Source organism: Massilia sp. PAMC28688 (genome assembly GCF_019443445.1).
Lineage (GTDB): Bacteria > Pseudomonadota > Gammaproteobacteria > Burkholderiales > Burkholderiaceae_D > Telluria_A.
In genome coordinates, this window is sequence record NZ_CP080378.1 from 3,987,279 (window position 1) to 4,005,447 (window position 18,169).

6 protein-coding genes are annotated in these 18,169 nt (G+C 69.8%); all 6 read left to right on the forward strand.

The annotated features are described in order from the left end of the window. The first annotated feature begins 8 nt into the window (after window positions 1-8). From KY495_RS18010 to KY495_RS18035, 6 genes are read left to right on the forward strand one after another with little or no spacing between them, the layout of a single operon-like run. Window positions 9-5,021, forward strand: a complete 5,013-nt coding sequence (locus tag KY495_RS18010) for a non-ribosomal peptide synthetase (protein ID WP_219880733.1) — start codon at window positions 9-11, stop codon at window positions 5,019-5,021. Further along, the gene (locus tag KY495_RS18015; RefSeq protein WP_219880734.1) at window positions 5,018-7,651 is read left to right on the forward strand and encodes a lantibiotic dehydratase; all 2,634 of its coding nucleotides are present in this window, start codon (window positions 5,018-5,020) and stop codon (window positions 7,649-7,651) included. The genes KY495_RS18010 and KY495_RS18015 overlap by 4 nt, the downstream gene beginning before the upstream one ends. Then, entirely contained in the window at window positions 7,648-9,018 is a 1,371-nt protein-coding gene (locus KY495_RS18020) for an MFS transporter (protein ID WP_219880735.1), read from the forward strand. The genes KY495_RS18015 and KY495_RS18020 overlap by 4 nt, the downstream gene beginning before the upstream one ends. Window positions 9,019-9,047: 29 nt before the next feature. Next, the gene (locus tag KY495_RS18025; RefSeq protein ID WP_219880736.1) at window positions 9,048-12,260 is read left to right on the forward strand and encodes a non-ribosomal peptide synthetase; all 3,213 of its coding nucleotides are present in this window, start codon (window positions 9,048-9,050) and stop codon (window positions 12,258-12,260) included. An 18-nt stretch (window positions 12,261-12,278) separates the two neighbouring features. Next, on the forward strand, window positions 12,279-12,470 hold the full coding sequence (locus KY495_RS18030; protein WP_219880737.1) for an MbtH family NRPS accessory protein: 192 nt from the start codon (window positions 12,279-12,281) through the stop codon (window positions 12,468-12,470). 23 nt (window positions 12,471-12,493) lie between these two features. Continuing rightward, entirely contained in the window at window positions 12,494-18,157 is a 5,664-nt protein-coding gene (locus tag KY495_RS18035) for a non-ribosomal peptide synthetase (RefSeq protein ID WP_219880738.1), read from the forward strand. The last annotated feature ends 12 nt before the right edge of the window (window positions 18,158-18,169 follow it).

Here is an 18,169-nt window from a genome sequence, read left to right on the forward strand (position 1 = left end):
CGATAACAATGAACATCACCATTCCCCAGATGGTCGAGCGCGCCGCGCATGCCACACCGCACGCCTGCGCCGTGGCCGTCGCCTCGGACGGCCCCACGCTTTCGTACGCTGAACTGAACGGACGCGCCAATCAGCTCGCGGCTCATCTGCGCGCCGCCGGCATCGGCCGCGGCGCCTTGGTGGCCATCCACCTGGAGCGCTCGCCAGATCTGATCGTGGCGGTGGTGGGCGTGCTCAAAAGCGGCGCCGCTTTCGTGCCGCTGGCCACCGACCAGCCGGCTGAGCGGCTGCGCGGTTTCATGCTCGACACGGCGACGCCCCTGTTGATCACCAGCAGTGCTCTGGCGCCGTTGCCCGCCACGGCCGCCGCCACGCTCGACATCGTGCGCGACTGGCCTGCCATCGCCCAACACGGCGATGGCGACGTCGCCGTGTTGGGCCAGGACCAGGACGTGGCCTTCTGCATCTATACCTCCGGCTCGACGGGCGTGCCGAAAGGTGTGCTGATTCCGCACGCAAACATTGCTAACTTGCAGAAGGCGCAGGCGGAATGGTTCCAGGTCGGGCCTGCCGACCGGGTGCTGCAGTTTGCCTCGTTTGGCTTCGATGCGTTCGTGTTCGACCTGGTGATGGCCGTCGGCGCCGGCGCCGCACTGGTGCTGCGCCCACCCGAGCTGGACCAGCGCCTGGCCGACGCCATGGCCGCCGCCGGCGTGACGATCGCGACCTTGCCGCCCGCCTGGCTGGCGCACGCCGACCTCACCCGCGTGGCCAGCCTGCGCTGCGTGATCACGGCAGGCGAAGCGTGCCAGGCCAGCCATCTGCGCCGCCTGCCGCCGGGGTGCGCCTTTTTCAATGCCTATGGTCCCACCGAAACGACTATCTGGGCCGCCAGTTGCCAGGTCGACCCGGCCGCCGGTCCCGATAGCGAAGTGCCGCTAGGCCGCGCCGTCGCCGGCGCCAGCCTGTACCTGCTCGACGAAGACGGCCGCCCGGTCGCGCCCGGCGCGGCGGGCCAGATCCATATCGCTGGCGCCGGACTGGCGCGCGGCTACCTGAACCGCCCCGAGCTGACGGCGGCAGCGTTCATCCCCGATCCGTTCGGCGCGCCCGGCAGCCGCCTGTACCGCACCGGCGACCAGGGCCGTATGCTCGCGGACGGCCAGATCGCTTTCCTGGGCCGGATCGACCACCAGATCAAGTTGCGCGGCCTGCGCGTGGAGTTGGGCGAAATCGAAAGTACGCTGTTGCGCGTCGATGGTGTGCGCGCGACCGTGGTGGTGGTACGGGCCGACGCCGCCGGCGAGGCGCGCCTGGTGGCGTACCTGGTCGCGGGCGCGGCTGCGAACGCGCTCGCAAACCCAGCTGCCAACGGCGCTGCGGGCGGGGGCGGGTTGGCGCGCCACGGCGCCCTGCGCCAGCAGCTGTTGCGCACGCTCCCCGACTACATGGTGCCGACCGCCTGGGTCTGGGTGGACGCGTTGCCCCTGACCCCAAACGGCAAGGTCGACCGCAATGCGCTGCCAGTTCCGGACACTTCGCGCGACAGCCTGGGCAGCGCATACGCGGCGCCGCGCAGCGCCACCGAGCGCCTGCTGCTGACCCTGTGGAGCGAGGTGCTCAAGTTCCCCCAACTGGGTATCCACGATGGCCTGCGCAGCCTGGGCGGGAGCTCGATGCAGGCGGTCTCGCTGGGCTTTCGCGTGAACCGCGCGCTGGGGGGCGGGCGCCGGCTGCCAGCACCGGTGGGCAACTGCACCATCGCCGAGTATGGCGCGCTGCTCGACGCCGCGCTGGCCGCCAACGCTGGCGCCCAGGTGAGCGCTGGCGCGCTGCCGGCGCACCGCGACGGCGCCTCGTACGCCCAGCAACAGGTGTGCTTCCTGGAGCAGCTGGGCGAGGGCTGGCGCGCCTACCGCTGCCACGCCCGTTTCCGCCTGCTGGGAACACTCGACGTGGGCCACCTGGAAGGCGCCCTGAACGCCCTGGTGGCGCGCCACGAGATCCTGCGCACCGGTTTTGAGCTGGCCGAGGGCCGTCTGCGGCGCCGCGTGGTGCCCGAGGTGCGCGTGACGCTGCCGTATCTGGACTTGGCGGCGCACGGACCGGCCGAGCGTGCGCGTGCACTCGACGCCGTCATGGCCGATCATCTGGCCCATCGCTTCGACGTACGCACGCCGCCGCTGGTGCGCTGGCACCTGGTGAAACTGGCGGCGCATGAACACCAGCTGATCCAGTCCGAACACCACAACGTGCATGACGGGCAGTCGTTCCGCATCTTGCTGTCCGATCTGGCCGAACTGTACAGCAGCTTGCGCCAGGGCCGGACATCGCGACTGCCGCAGATCGAAGCGCACTACAGCGATTTCTGCGCCGAAGAAGCCATCTGGATGGCCTCGGCCGATTTCAGCGCCCAGATGGATTCCTGGGCCGAGCGCCTGGGCGGCTTCGATGAGCAGCTGCGCCTGTTTCAAGACCGAAAGTCCGGCAGCGCGCAACGCTTCGTTGGCGCCCAGCTGCGCGTAGCAGCCTCGGTCGGCCTGTTCGACCAAATCAACCGCAGCGCCGCCGCCCATGGAGTATCGCGCTATGTGTTCATGCTGGCCGCGTTCGCCGTCCTGTGCGCCCGCCATGGCAGGCAGCAGCAGTTCCTGATCGGCAGCGCGCTGGCCAACCGCGCCGACGCGCGCTTCCAATGGACCACGGGGATGTTCGTCAGTATGGTGCCGATTCCGTTTTCGATCGATGCGCACCAGCCGTTTGCCGAGCTGTTGCAGGCGGTGGCGCGCGACACCGACTTTGCGCTGGCCCACAGCGCCGTGCCGCTTGGCGAAATCGTCAAGCGCCTGGGCTGGTCGCAGCGCCTGCAGGGTGACGCCCCGTTCAATGTCGGCTTTTCATTTCACGATTCTCTGGACGCCGCGCCGCAGTTCGACGGCCTGCAGGTGGAGCTGGAAGAAGCACTGGCCAACGGTTCGTCCAAATTTGACCTGAGTGTGGTCGGCATCCTGGGCAACAGCTCCGCTGCCCAGCCGCTGGAACTGGTCTTTGAATACAACACCGACATGTTCGAGCGCGCCGCCGTCGAGGATCTGGCGCAGCACTACCTGGTGCTGCTGGACGCGGCTAGCGAAGCGCCACAGCGTGCCTTGTGGCAGCTGCCCTTGCTGGGACAAGCGCAGCTGGCCGCCCTGCGCGCACTCGGCACCGGCGCCGCGCGCCCGCTGCGCCAGCTGGGCGTGCATCAGCTGTTCGAGGCGCAGGTTGGGCGCGATGGCGCGGCGGTCGCGCTCGAATTCGGCGCGGCCCGCTTGAGCTACGCCGAGCTCGATGCCAGGGCTAACCAGCTGGCCCATCAGCTGCGCGCCTTGGGCGTCGGGCCGGATGTGCTGGTAGCCATTTGCGCCGAGCGCAGCCTGGAGATGGTGATCGGCTTGCTGGGCATTCTCAAAGCCGGCGGCGCCTACGTGCCGCTAGACCCGGACCATCCGCCCCGGCGCCTGGCCTACATGCTGGAAGACTGCGCCGCGCCCGTGCTGCTCACCCAGCAGCATCTGCTCAAGCGACTGCCGGCCAGCGCGGCGCATACCCTGTGTCTAGACAGCCAGTGGGACAGCATCGCCACCCACCCGCGCAGCAGCGCGGGACTGGACGTGCTACCCCAGCAACTGGCCTATTGCATCTACACGTCCGGCTCGACCGGCCAGCCCAAGGGCGCGCTCAACACGCACCAGGGCGTGGTCAACCGTCTGGACTGGATGCAGCACCAGTATGGACTGAACGGCAGCGACGCCGTCATGCAGAAGACCCCGTTTTCCTTCGACGTTTCGGTGTGGGAGTTTTTCTGGACCCTCGCCAGCGGCGCCAGGCTGGTGATCGCCCAGCCCGACGGGCACAAGGATCCGGCCTATCTGGCCAGCCTGATCGCGCAGTGCGACATCACGACGGTTCACTTCGTGCCGTCCATGTTGCCAGCCTTCTTGGATTTCACCGACGCCAGCCGCTGCGCCAGCCTGCGCCGCGTGTTTTGCAGTGGCGAAGCCTTGCCCTACGCCGTGCAGCAGCGCTTTACGGCGCTGCTGCCGTGCCAGCTGCACAACCTGTACGGACCGACCGAAGCGGCGGTCGACGTGACCTATGTCGACTGCACAGCGGCGCGCCCGGACCGCAGGGTGCCGATCGGCCAACCGCTGGCCAATACCTGCATCCATCTGCTGGACGCCCAGCTGCAGCCGGTACCGGTCGGGGTCGCCGGTGAGCTCTTTATCGGCGGCATTCAGCTGGCGCGCGGCTACCTGCGGCGCCCCGACCTTACGGCGGAAAAATTTATCCCCGATCCGTTCGGCGCACCCGGCAGTCGCATGTACCGCAGCGGCGACCTGGCCCGCTATCTGCCCGATGGTCATATCGAATTTCTGTCCCGCCTGGACCACCAGGTCAAGATCCGCGGCCTGCGCATGGAGCTGGGCGAGATCGAAGCGGCGCTGTTAGGCTGCGCCGGGGTAGGCGCGGCCGGGGTCATGGCCGAGCCGGACGGCGCCGGCGCGCTGCGCCTGGTGGCCTACGTGGCCGGACCGGAGCCGGGGGCCTTGAACGGCGCGACCCTGCAGGCGCAATTGCTGGCCAGTTTGCCAGACTATATGGTGCCGGCCCTGTATGTCGCGCTGGAGGCCCTGCCGCTCAACGCCAGCGGCAAGCTCGATCGTCAGGCGCTCTCGGCCGCACCTTCGGCCCCTTCCACGCCCCCCGCCGCAGCGCCCATTGCCAACCGGGGCCAGGCGGCACATCCGCCCACACTACAGGCGACGCTGGAGATCCTGCATAGCGTCATGCCCGGCACCGCGCTGGCGCCGCAGGACGACCTGTTCGCCAAGGGCCTGCATTCGATCGCCATGATGCGCTTCGTGGCCCAGTGCCGCGAACGCATGGGCGTCACCCTCAAGGTGCGTGACGTGTACAAGATGTCGACGGCACACGCCATTGCCGAGGCGATCCAGGCGGCCAGGGCCGTGGCGCCATGAGGAATGTGCTGAACCTGCCGCAAGCGGGCGCCGGGCCCGCGCCCCACCTGAGCGCGCCGAGCGCGCACGGCTGGTCGTTCTGGCGCGTGCTGGAATGCCGCTCGGCCGGCTTCCCCGCAGCAGCCGTGCTGGGCTTTGCCGACCCCGACTGCGCCGCTGCCGCCGATGCCCTGGTCCGCGCCCGGAGCGACGCGCTCGATGCCTGGAACGGGGTGCGCGCCGGCGTCAAGGCGCGGATCAAGGCGATGCTGGACGACGTGCGCCATGACCCGCCCGCCAGTGCCCGCCACCGCCAACTGCAACAAGAGATTCTGGCATTGCGCGCCGACGCCAAGGCTATCGACCGGCGCCAGTTCAGCGCGGCGTTTTGTGCGCGCACGCCACTGCAGACCGTGCAGGCGCTGCGCGCTGCCGAAGCGAGCCGGCAGCTGGCTGCCGCGCGCTACGACGCCAGCGTGGCCGCCGCCCACAAGCGCAGCCGCGACTGTGCCAGCGCGTTTGCCCGCACGCCGCGCTTTGCCGAGGCGGTGACATGGCAAAATCCGCTGGCGGCCCACAGCGCCGTTGCGCTGCTGGCCACGCCGTCGGGCGACGGCGCCGGGGCTGCCCGGCTGCGCCGCAGCGAGCAGCTGGTCGCCATGTATGCGCAGCGCTACTGCACCAAGAACGACACCATTGGCTTTTTCGGCCCGGTAGGCTGGGCCACTCTTGGCGACGGGCCGGAGCCGATCCGCTATCACTGCGAAGCGCACTTGCTGGCGCGCCGCAGCGTGTATTTCGAGGACTGGGCGATCCAGGCCCTGGCCGCGCGCTTGTCGGCCCGGCCCGCTCTGCGCCAGTGGTGCACGCCGCGGCGCATGCCGTATCTGCGCCTCGAAGGGGTGACCTTGCATTTGCCAACCGGCGCCGCCACGCGCCTGAGCGACGAACAAGCGGCCGTGCTGGGCGCTTGCGACGGCCAGCTCACGGCCGCCGCGATCGCCGCTGCGCTCACGGCCAATCCCTTCCTCGACTTCAACAGCGCGGACGAGGTGTATGCCATCATGGAGGAACTGGCAGCAAGCCAGCGCCTGGCCTGGGGCTTTGCGGTATGCGCCAGCGACGCCTGGCCGGAACGCCATCTGCGCACCCAACTGCAGGCGATCACCGACGACGCGCAGCGCCTGCCGGCGGTGGCCGCGCTCGACGCGCTGGAAGCGGCGCGCGCCGCTCTGGCCGCCGCGGCCGGTGACGCCCGCGCCGTGGCCAGCTCATCCGCGCAGCTGGGGGCCGTATTCGAGCAGGTCTGCGGCCTGCCTTCGAACCGCCGCGCCGGCGAAACCTACGGTGCGCGTACGCTCGCATACGAAGACTGCCAGCGCGCTATGAGCGTGCAGCTGGGCACGCAGCTGAGCGCACCTCTGCAGGCCGCGCTCGACCCGGTGCTGGCCAGCGCGCGTTGGTTCTGCTACCAGCTGGCGCTCGGCTTCGGGCTGGCTTTCGAGGCGATCTTCGAGCGCCTGGCGCGCGCCGACGGCGCACTCAACTTCACCGCTTTCTGGGCCGACGCCCAGGGGCTGTTCTTCGGCGCCGCGGCGTTCGATGCCAGTGCCATCCAGGCCCAGCTGTGGGAGCGCTGGGAAGCCATTTTGGCCGCGCCGGCGGTGCGCCCATGTGTGCAGCACGACAGCGCCGCCGTCATGGCCGCCATCGGGGCCGCTTTCGACGTGCCGCACTGCGGCTGGCGCGCCGCTTGCCACCAAAGCCCGGACGTGATGATTGCCGCTGCCGACGTGGACGCTGTCGCGCGCGGCGAGTACCTCTTCGTGCTTGGCGAACTGCACTTGGGCCTGAACACGCTGATGAACCATTCTGCCGTCAACCAGTTCGACGAGCCCTGGCGCCTGCTGGCGATGCTGGCCGCCGATCGCGGCGCCCCACGCATCATGCCGTGCCTGTCGCGCGCCGGCACGCAGCAGCCGATCCGGGTGCAGACCGTACTCGAACCAGGGGTTGACATTGAGCTGTGTTTTTCGCACGACGCGCGCCCGCTCGATCCGGCCAGCGCGCTCGATATCGGCCAGCTGGTAGTGCAGCGGGAGCAGGGCGGCGCCGCTTTGGTGGTGCAAACGCGTGATGGCGCGCGCAGTTTCGCGCTGCTGGACGTATTCGGCGAGCTGCTGTCCGGTTTCGCCGCCGACAAATTCGCGCTCCTGGCCCACGCGCCGTACCGCCCGCGCATCGCCATCGACCGCCTGGTGGTGCAACGTCAGGCCTGGCGCTTCAGCTGCGCCGAGCTGCCCTTCGTGGCATGCACCGACAGCGCTGCCGCGTTTCTGGAGGCGCGCAGCTGGCGCTTGGAGCGCCAGCTGCCGCGCTGGGTGTTCGTCAAGACGCCATGGGAGCAAAAGCCCTTCTATCTCGATTTCGACAGCCCCCTGTACGTGTGGCTCCTGGCGCGCCAGATCCGCAACGCCCAGGATGGCGGCGTGGACTGCGCCACCCTGATCGGCATGAGCGAAATGCTGCCGGCTCACAGCCAAGCCTGGCTGAGCGACGCCGAAGGCCATACCTACACCAGCGAGTTGCGAATCGTGGCGATCCATGCCGACGATGCGAACGCGTTCACCCATCAGGCAGGAAGGCCATGATCAAGCCAGACGCCGACCCGGCGCCAGCGGCGCCAGACGCCCCCGGCACGCCACTGCCGGCGGCCGCGCTGCGCTTCATCGTCAGTCGCGGGCTCAGCAGCCTGGGCACCACGCTGACCACGTTCGGCCTGAACGTTTGGGTGTTCCGCGAGACCGGGTCGTACGCGTGGTTCGCCTGGCTGGCCATCCTGGCGGGATTGCCCAGTTTGCTGTTCGCGCCCTTTGCCGGTGTGCTGGCGGACCGCTGGAATAAAAAGTCATTGCTGCTGTCGAGCGACGTGGTCTCCATGCTGGCCATTTCGCTGGCCTTGCTGTGCCTGGCCGCCGGCAAGCTCAACCTGGCGGTGGTGGCGCTGGTCACACTGGTGCTTGCCCTGGCGTCGGAGCTGCGCTGGTCGGCCCTGAGCGCGGCGATCGCGCTGGTGGTGCCGCGCGCCCATCTGGGCCGCATGAATAGCCTGCAGCAATCGTTCCGCGGCATCAGCGTCATGCTGGGGCCCGTGTTGGGCGCCGGGGGCCTGGATTACTTCGGGCTGGGCGCGCTGCTGGCGCTCGACATGCTCAGCTACCTGATCGGCATTGTCGGGCTGTTGGGCGTGACCATCGCGCGCGCCCCGGCCGGTGCCGCGCCGGCCTACACCAGCTTCTGGCATGAACTGAGCTTCGGCTTTGGCTGGGTGTTCGCGCGCGCCGGTTTGCGCCGCCTGCTGCTGTTCTTCATGGCGATCAATATCGGAGTGGCCGTGTTCAGCGTAACGTTCGCCCCGTATGTCCTGTCGTTCGCCTCGAGCTACGTGCTCGGCGCCAGCCTGGGCCTGCAAGGCGCCGGCGCAGTGGCCGCGGGCATGCTGCTGGCGCGCTGGCGCATGCCCGTCAGCGACCAGAACGCGATCGTCTGGGGCGCGCTGAGCTTCGGCCTGTGCATGGTGGGCTGGGGCCTGTGGCGCGCGCCGTGGATGCTGGGCGGCGCTGCCTGCGCTTTCGGCGTGCTCACCACGATCATCATGGCGGCGAGCCAGACCGTGTGGCAAATGCACGTGCCGCCAGCTATCCAAGGCAAGGTGTTTGCGGTGCGCACCGTGCTTTCGTTCGGCCTGGCCCCCCTAGCCATCCTGGGTTCCGTGCCGCTCGCCGGCACCGTGTTTGGCGCCCTGCTGGAGCGCTGCGGCATGCTGGCAGCGCTGTGGGGGCAGGGACCCGGTGCGGCAATCGGCCTGATGGTATCGGCGCTGGGCATTGGAGTGAGCCTGTGCGCCCTGGCGTTGCTGGCGGCCGGCGGCCTGCGGCTGGGGGCCGGCAGCGGGACCGATGCCCCGCCGTCCCCCGCACCCGAACCGCAGCCGGCCAGCCGGCTGGCACCCAAGTGAGGCCCCTCGTGACCCATCCAGAGACCATCATGCCATCGGCAATCACAACCGTTCCCTTGACCATTGCCCAAAACGGGCTGTGGTTCCTTAGCCAGGTCGACGAGCACGCCAGCGCTTCGTACAATATGGTATTCGCATTCGAGTCGGCGGGCGCGCTCGACGCTGGGCTGATGCGCACGGCGCTGGCGCAGATGACGGACCGGCACGAGGTGCTGCGCGCCGCGGTCCGGGCGCATGGGGGTATCGCTCAGCTGGAGGTGGCCGCGCCCGGCACGGCGCTGGAGGTGCCGCTGTACCGCGTCGCCGGCAGCGTGCGTGAGGTGGCCCGGTCCGAGAGCGCGACGCCGCTCGACCTTGCGCGCCTGCCTTGCTACCGCGCGCTGCTGGTCGAGGCGGGCGCCGAGCCCGGTGGCCTGGTGCTGTCGATCCCCCACCTGATCTTCGACGATGCTTCGGCCACCACCTTCTTTGACGAACTGGCGCAGCGTTATTGCGCGCTGGCGCAGTACAGCGCTTTGCCGGCCGCGCCCGCGGCAGCGAGCTTGCACCAGATCGTGCAGCGCGAGACGGCGTACAGCGCCAGCCCCGCCGGACGCGCCGCCGTGTCGACGGTGGTGGCGCGCCTGCTCGGCATGCCCGCCCGCCTAGCGTTGCCGCGGCGGCGAGCGGCCAGCGCATCGCTGCAGGCTTGCCCGGCTGCGAGCACCAGCATCTTGCTGCCGCCGCAGACGCTGGCGCAGGTGCACGCGGCGGCCCGACGCATGCGCGTGACTCCGGCCGCCATGTACCTGGCCGCTTACCAAATTCTGTTGTCGCGTTACAGCGGCCAGAACGACTTCGGCATCGTCATGCCGGTGGCCAACCGGGGCGCGCCGGCCGTGCAGTACTGCCTGGCGTACCTGATCAACCTGTGTGTGGTGCGGGCCCAGCTTGATAACGTTCAAAGTGTCGGCGCGCTGGTGGCGTCGGTCAGCGACCAGTTGATGGATCTGCAGGACGAAAACGAAGTGCCGTTCCCGCTCATCGCCAAGCAGCTGCGCCGCGCCGGGCAAGATGTGCGGGGGGCCCTGTCGCAGATCGGTTTCAACTACCTGCGCAGCGGCCGGCAAGGGTGGCAGTTCGGGGCCCACCACCTGAACGCCGTCGAAGTGGCGCCGGCTTACCTGAAAAATGAATTCAAGCTCGACGTGTTGGAGTCGGAGCAGGGCGCGCGCTGCCTGTTTCTGTACGACCGCAACGGCTTCGAGCCGGCCCTGGTCGAGCGCATGGCCGGCCACTACGCTGTCCTGCTGAACGCTGTCGCTGCCGATCCGTTGTGCGCGCTCAAACGCCTGCCGATGCTTGGCGCCGCCGAACAGGACCGTCTGCGCGCCTGGAGTGGCGCCGAACTGAGCGTGGCCGCCGCCTGCGCCGGCGTGCACCTGCTGTTCGAACAGCAGGCGGCGCGCACGCCGGGCGCGCGCGCCCTGCTATGGGGCGAGCATTGCCTCAGTTACGGCGAACTTGACGAGCGCGCCAACCAGTTGGCACATCACCTTCGCGCGCTGGGCGTGCTGCCCGACACCCTGGTGGCGCTGTGCGTCGAACCCGGCCCCGAGATGGTGGTCGGCATGCTGGCCATCCTCAAAGCCGGCGCCGCCTATGTGCCGCTGGACCCGGACTATCCGCCCCAGCGCCTGGCCTACATGCTGGACGACTGCGCCGCCACCGTGCTGCTGACCGAGCAGCACCTGCAAGCGCGGCTGCCGCGAAGGCTGGCGCACACCGTGTGCCTGGACGCCGCGCGCGCCGCCATTGCCTGCCATCCCACTTACGCCACCGGTGTGGCCACGCCGGGGCAGCGGCTGGCCTACTGCATTTACACGTCCGGTTCCACCGGCCAGCCCAAGGGCGCCGTCAATACCCACGCCGGGGTGTCCAACCTGCTGCACTGGTATCGGCATGGTCCGGCCAGCCTGGGCCGGGACGACCGGGTCATGCTGGCCAGTTCGCTCAGCTTCGACCTGACCCAGAAGAACATCCTCGGCACCCTGGCCGCCGGCGCCACCTTGATCATCCCGCAGGGACCGGCCTCCGACCCGGACAGCTTCCGGCGCGCGCTGCAACAGCACCAGCCGACCCACGTCAACTGCGCCCCGTCGGCCTGGCGCGCCTACGCCGCCGGCCTGAGCAGCCATGGCGCGCTGCGCCGCGTGGTGCTGGGCGGCGAAGCCATCGACGCCACTTTGGCGGCTGACCTGGCCGACGCCGGCCTGGACCTGGTCAATTCCTACGGGCCCACCGAATGCGCCGACGTGGCGCTAAGCTACCTGAACGCGGCCGCGGCCGCGCGCACCGACGTCCCGCTGGGCCGGCCCATCCCGGGCGTGCAGGTGTATATCGTCGACGGCGCCAACCAGCCGGTACCGGCCGGCGTGGCCGGCGAAATCTGCATCGGCGGGGCAGGGGTGGCGCGCGGCTACTGGCGCCGTCCCGATCTGACGGCCGAGCGCTTCGTGCCCGATCCGTTCGGCGCCCCCGGCAGTCGCATGTACCGCAGCGGCGACCTGGGGCGCTGGCTGGCCGATGGCAGCGTCGCCTTTCTGGGGCGCCTCGACCACCAGGTCAAGCTGCGCGGCATGCGCATCGAGCCGGGCGAAATCGAAGCGGCGCTGCTGCGCTGCCCCGGGGTGGGCCAAGCGCTGGTGATGGTGCGCGAAGACCAGCCGGGCGAGCAAAAGCTGGTCGCCTACGTCACCCGGGTCACAGGCGCCGGCGCGGCGCCGGCGCCGGCCGTCCTGCACGCCCAGCTGGCCGCCAGCCTGCCGGCCTACATGCTGCCCGGCGCATGGGTGGTACTGGACACGCTGCCGCTGAACCCCAACGGCAAGACCGACCGCGCCGCCTTGCCCGCGCCGGACGCCAGCCATTACGCCGCCGCGCCGGCCTATGTGGCGCCGCGCAGCGCCCAGGAACGGCGCGTGGCCGCCATCTGGGCCACGCTGCTCAAGCTGGCGCAAGTGGGCCTGCAGGATAACTTCTTCATGCTGGGCGGGCACTCGCTGCTGGCGGCCCAGGTGCTGTCGCAGGTGGGGGATCAACTGGGCATGGCGGTGCCGATGCGTCTGCTGTTTGATGCACCCACGCTGGCCGATTTTGCCCACGCGCTCGACCTGCTCGCGGCACAACCGGGCGCCATCGCGCCCCGCAGCGGCCCAATTCAACGCCAAGCCCGTGGCCGGGCCACACAGCAATCTCACTAACCTCATCAAGGACCCATTATGGACAACAGCGTTTTCATGGTCGTGATCAATCACGAAGAGCAGTACTCGATCTGGGCTGATGACAGCGCGCCGCCGGCCGGCTGGACGGCGCTGGGCGTCAAGGGCAGCAAGCAGGACTGCCTGGACTACATTCGCACGCACTGGGTCGACATGACGCCAGCGAGCCTGCGCCAGGCACTGGCAGGCTGACGCGACAGCGCCGCGCCGATCTCATGACAATGGCCCCTACCATGACCGACCGCTTTTGCACCTCGTTCGCGCAGCAGCGCCTGCTGTTTTTGGATGACTACGAATCCGGCACCAGCTTGTATAACATTGCGGCCGCCTGGCGCCTGCAAGGCCCGCTCGACGGGGCGCTGCTCGAACGCAGTCTGAATCTGGTGGTGGAACGGCATGAATCGTTGCGCACCACGTTTGCTTCGGATGGGCCGGCCGGCGAAGGCGGCGCGCAGCTAATCGCCGCGCAACTGACCGTGTCGATCCCCCGGCACGACCTGTCGGCGTGCGCCCATCCTGAACGGCAGGCGCGCGCCATGGCGCAGGCCGAGGCCCAACAAAGCTTCGACCTGAGGCGCGGGCCGCTGCTGCGCGCGCGATTGCTTGCGCTGGGAGCGCAGCAGCACATTTTCCTGCTTACCCTGCATCACATCGTCAGCGACGGCTGGTCCATGGGCGTGCTAATGCGCGAATTGAGCCTGTGCTACCGCGCGTTGCGCGCGGGGACTGCACCGGCGCTGGCGCCGTTGCCCATCCAGTATGCCGACTTCGCCATCTGGCAGCGCGACCATCTGCAGGGCGAGCGCCTGCAAACCCAGCTGGCGTACTGGCAGCGCACGCTGGACGGTGCCGCGGCGGCGCTCGAATTGCCCACCGACCGGCCCCGTCCCGCTGCGCTCACGCATCGGGGTGCCACGGTCGATTTTGCGCTAGACGGCGCACTTCATGGCCACCTGCGCGCGCTGGCCGGGGCCGCCCGCGTCAGCACCTTCATGGTCGCCGCCGCCGCCTTGAACGTGCTGCTGCAGCGCTACACGGGGCAGCGCGATATCTGCATTGGCTATCCTGTCGCCAACCGCAGCGATCCCGATGTGCAGGGCCTGATCGGCTTGTTCGTCAACACGCTGGTGCTGCGCACGCGCATCGATGACGAACACACCTTCGCCGCGCTGCTGCAGCAGGTGCGCGACGCCGTGCTGGACGGTGACGCCCATCAGGATGTGCCGTTCGAGCGCCTGGTGGAAGCCGTGCGTCCGCCGCGCCAGCTGAACCGTACGCCGCTGTTCCAGGTCATGCTGTCGTTCTACGACACCGGCGCCGAGGGCGGTCTCGACCTGCCCGGTCTGAGCAGCAGCATCGTGCCCGTCGCCAGCACCGGCGCCAAGTTCGATTTGTCGGTGGAGCTGATGGTGCGCGATGGCGCCTTGTACGGCGTACTCGAATACAACACCGACCTGTTCGACCATGCGACCATCGAGCGCATGGCCGGCCACTACGCTGTCCTGCTGAACGCTGTCGCTGCCGATCCGTTGTGCGCGCTCAAACGCCTGCCGATGCTTGGCGCCGCCGAACAGGACCGTCTGCGCGCCTGGAGTGGCGCCGAACTGAGCGTGGCCGCCGCCTGCGCCGGCGTGCACCTGCTGTTCGAACAGCAGGCGGCGCGCACGCCGGGCGCGCGCGCCCTGCTATGGGGCGAGCATTGCCTCAGTTACGGCGAACTTGACGAGCGCGCCAACCAGTTGGCACATCACCTTCGCGCGCTGGGCGTGCTGCCCGACACCCTGGTGGCGCTGTGCGTCGAACCCGGCCCCGAGATGGTGGTCGGCATGCTGGCCATCCTCAAAGCCGGCGCCGCCTATGTGCCGCTGGACCCGGACTATCCGCCCCAGCGCCTGGCCTACATGCTGGACGACTGCGCCGCCACCGTGCTGCTGACCGAGCAGCACCTGCAAGCGCGGCTGCCGCGAAGGCTGGCGCACACCGTGTGCCTGGACGCCGCGCGCGCCGCCATTGCCTGCCATCCCACTTACGCCACCGGTGTGGCCACGCCGGGGCAGCGGCTGGCCTACTGCATTTACACGTCCGGTTCCACCGGCCAGCCCAAGGGCGCCGTCAATACCCACGCCGGGGTGTCCAACCTGCTGCACTGGTATCGGCATGGTCCGGCCAGCCTGGGCCGGGACGACCGGGTCATGCTGGCCAGTTCGCTCAGCTTCGACCTGACCCAGAAGAACATCCTCGGCACCCTGGCCGCCGGCGCCACCTTGATCATCCCGCAGGGACCGGCCTCCGACCCGGACAGCTTCCGGCGCGCGCTGCAACAGCACCAGCCGACCCACGTCAACTGCGCCCCGTCGGCCTGGCGCGCCTACGCCGCCGGCCTGAGCAGCCATGGCGCGCTGCGCCGCGTGGTGCTGGGCGGCGAAGCCATCGACGCCACTTTGGCGGCTGACCTGGCCGACGCCGGCCTGGACCTGGTCAATTCCTACGGGCCCACCGAATGCGCCGACGTGGCGCTAAGCTACCTGAACGCGGCCGCGGCCGCGCGCACCGACGTCCCGCTGGGCCGGCCCATCCCGGGCGTGCAGGTGTATATCGTCGACGGCGCCAACCAGCCGGTACCGGCCGGCGTGGCCGGCGAAATCTGCATCGGCGGGGCAGGGGTGGCGCGCGGCTACTGGCGCCGTCCCGATCTGACGGCCGAGCGCTTCGTGCCCGATCCGTTCGGCGCCCCCGGCAGTCGCATGTACCGCAGCGGCGACCTGGGGCGCTGGCTGGCCGATGGCAGCGTCGCCTTTCTGGGGCGCCTCGACCACCAGGTCAAGCTGCGCGGCATGCGCATCGAGCCGGGCGAAATCGAAGCGGCGCTGCTGCGCTGCCCCGGGGTGGGCCAAGCGCTGGTGATGGTGCGCGAAGACCAGCCGGGCGAGCAAAAGCTGGTCGCCTACGTCACCCGGGTCACAGGCGCCGGCGCGGCGCCGGCGCCGGCCGTCCTGCACGCCCAGCTGGCCGCCAGCCTGCCGGCCTACATGCTGCCCGGCGCATGGGTGGTACTGGACACGCTGCCGCTGAACCCCAACGGCAAGACCGACCGCACCGCCTTGCCCGCGCCGGATGCCAGCCATCACGCCGCCGCGGTTACCTATGTGGCGCCGCGCAGCGCGCAGGAGCGGCGCGTGGCCGCCATCTGGGCCACGCTGCTCAAGCTGCCGCAAGTGGGCCTGCAGGATAACTTCTTCATGCTGGGCGGGCACTCGCTGCTGGCCGCCCAGGCGGTGGCGCAAATCCGCCAGCAGCTGGGCGTGGAGATCGCGCTGAAGCGCTTTTTTGGTGCCGCCACGCTGTCCGATCTGGTCGCGGGGCTGGCCGGCGAGCCGGCCGCAGCGTCGCCCGCCATTGTGCGCGCCACGCGCAGCGGTCCCGTTCCCGCCTCGTTCGCGCAGCAGGGGCTGTGGTTCCTCGACCAGTACCAGCCCGGCGGCGACGCCTATAACATTCCCAGCGCGTGGCACATCCATGGCGCGCTCGACGCGGCCCTGCTCGAGCGCAGCCTGAACGCCGTCGTCGAACGCCACGAAGCGCTGCGCACCAGCTTCGCGCTCGAGCGCGGCACGCCTGTGCAGCGCATCGCCTCAACCCTGCCACTGGACCTGGCCCTGCTGGACCTGTCGGCACGCCCCGATGCCGCGACCGATGCGGGCCATCTGGTACGGCAGGAAGCGGCGCAGCCGTTCGATTTGGCGCGCGGGCCGTTGCTCCGGGCCCGCCTGCTCAAACTGGCCCAGGACGAGCATGTTTTCATGCTGACGCTGCACCATATCATCGCCGACGGCCGCTCGCTGGGCGTGCTGATGGACGAGCTGGGCGAACTGTACCGGGCCGGGCGCGCCGGTAGCGTGCCCGCCCTGGCGCCGCTGCCACTGCAATATGCCGACTTCGCCCTGTGGCAGCGCGCCTACCTGCAAGGCGCGCGCCTTGAGGCGCAACTGGCGTACTGGCAGGCCACGCTGGGCGGCGCCCCCCCCGTGCTGGAGCTGCCGCTCGATCATCCCCGTCACGCCGTGCTCACCCACCGCGGCGCAGCGGTGCAGTTCGATCTGGGGCCGGCGCTCACCGGGCGCATGCAGGCGCTCGCCCGCCAGCGCCGCGGCACGCTGTTCATGGTCGCCGCGGCGGCGTTCAATGCGCTGCTGCACCGGTATACGGGCCAGAGCGACGTGTGTATCGGCTACGGCGCGGTCAACCGCCAGCACCCCGGCCTGGACAGCCTGATCGGCTACTTCGTCAACACCCTGGTGCTGCGCACGGCGGTCGATGCAGCGCAATCGTTCGACTCGCTGCTGGGCCAGGTGCGCGACGCCGTGCTCGACGGCGACGCCCACCAGGATCTATCCTTCGAGCGCGTGGTGGAAGCACTGGGTCCCGAGCGCCGGCCCGGCCATTCGCCCCTGTTCCAGGTCGCGCTGTCGTTCAATCATGGCGCCGGCGGCGTGATCGACGTGCCGGGACTGACGTTCGAGCGCATCGACGCAGCCCTTGCGGTAGCCAAGTACGACCTGACGCTGGTGCTGGCCGATCGCGATGGCAGGCTGGACGGGGCGATCGAATACAACACCGCGCTGTTCGAGCCGGCCACCATCGAGGCGATGGCCTCAAGTTACGTGGCGCTGCTGGAGGCGTTCGCGGCGCATCCGCACACTTTGTTGCAGGATGTGGCGCTGCCCGATGCCGACCGGCGCCGCCAGGCCCTGCAGGCACGCCTGCAGGCCGGCCCGCACGCCGCTGCCGCGAGCGCTCCCGCGGCAGCCTGCGGCGCGCCGCAGGGCGACCTGGAACAGGCGCTGGCGCAGATTTGGACGCAGGTGCTCGGGCGGGAGCAGATCGGCCGCAACGATAATTTCTTCGAGCTTGGGGGGCACTCGATGCTGGCGGTGGTGATGCTGGCTCTAGTGGGCGAGCTCGGTCATGCGGTGGAGCTGGCGCAGCTGTTCGCGAACCCAACGTTGCGCGGCTTGGCCGCGCTCATCGACACGCCGCCCACGCCGCACTGCGCGCCCGTTTGCCTGGTGCCGCTGCGCGCCGAGGGCACCCTGGCGCCCCTTTTTCTGGTGCAGCCGCACCAGGAAGAACTGGGGTATGCCAGCGCGGTAACGGCGCAGTTGGACGCTGCCATTCCCCTGTATGGCCTGGCGGCGCCGGCCGGCGCGGTGCCGGCCGGCGGCATTGCCGCCATGGCGCACGAATTGCTCGCAGCCATGCGCCACGTGCAGCCGCAGGGTCCCTACCGGCTGGCCGGCTGGTCCGCTGGCGGCACCATCGCGTATGAAATGGCGGCCCAGCTGCGCGCGGCGGGCGAGGCGGTGGCGCTGCTGGCCCTGATCGACACCAGCTGCGAATACGGCACCGAATACCGGCGCTCGGCCGGCGCGGCGCGCGCCTGCGCCCCCGACTTCAGCGAGGCGGACGCGATTTTGCTGACCCTTGCCGACGAGGTACCTGAGGTGGCCCGGGAGCAGCTGCAGGCGCTGAGCGCCAACGGCGAGATCGACGCGATGCTGGAGCTGTGCCAGCAACTGGGCGTGCTGCCCGCCGGTCAAGACGGGGCAGCACTGCGCGCCCATGTGGCACGCCGGCGCGCCCTGATGGCTGCCCTGTACGGCTACGCGCCGGCGCCGCTGGACGTGCGGCTCACGCTGTTCATTGCCACCAATGAAGCGCGCACCGACGCCGACCTGGGCTGGGGCGCCATCGCTGGCGCGCGGCTGGACCCGGTGCGCCTGCCCGCCTCGCACCAGAGCATCGTGCGCGCCCCGCATGCCACCGCACTGTCACGGGCGCTCGCCGCGCGCCTGAACACAGCGGCGCTGCGCGCGGCCTAGGAGCGAACCATG

What these genes read in the sequence shown, in the direction of transcription:
- KY495_RS18010 (WP_219880733.1), top strand. Translation starts at nt 9, where the DNA reads ATGAACATCACCATTCCCCAGATGGTCGAGCGCGCCGCGCATGCCACA.
- KY495_RS18015 (WP_219880734.1), top strand. Translation starts at nt 5,018, where the DNA reads ATGAGGAATGTGCTGAACCTGCCGCAAGCGGGCGCCGGGCCCGCGCCC.
- KY495_RS18020 (WP_219880735.1), top strand. Translation starts at nt 7,648, where the DNA reads ATGATCAAGCCAGACGCCGACCCGGCGCCAGCGGCGCCAGACGCCCCC.
- KY495_RS18025 (WP_219880736.1), top strand. Translation starts at nt 9,048, where the DNA reads ATGCCATCGGCAATCACAACCGTTCCCTTGACCATTGCCCAAAACGGG.
- KY495_RS18030 (WP_219880737.1), top strand. Translation starts at nt 12,279, where the DNA reads ATGGACAACAGCGTTTTCATGGTCGTGATCAATCACGAAGAGCAGTAC.
- KY495_RS18035 (WP_219880738.1), top strand. Translation starts at nt 12,494, where the DNA reads ATGACAATGGCCCCTACCATGACCGACCGCTTTTGCACCTCGTTCGCG.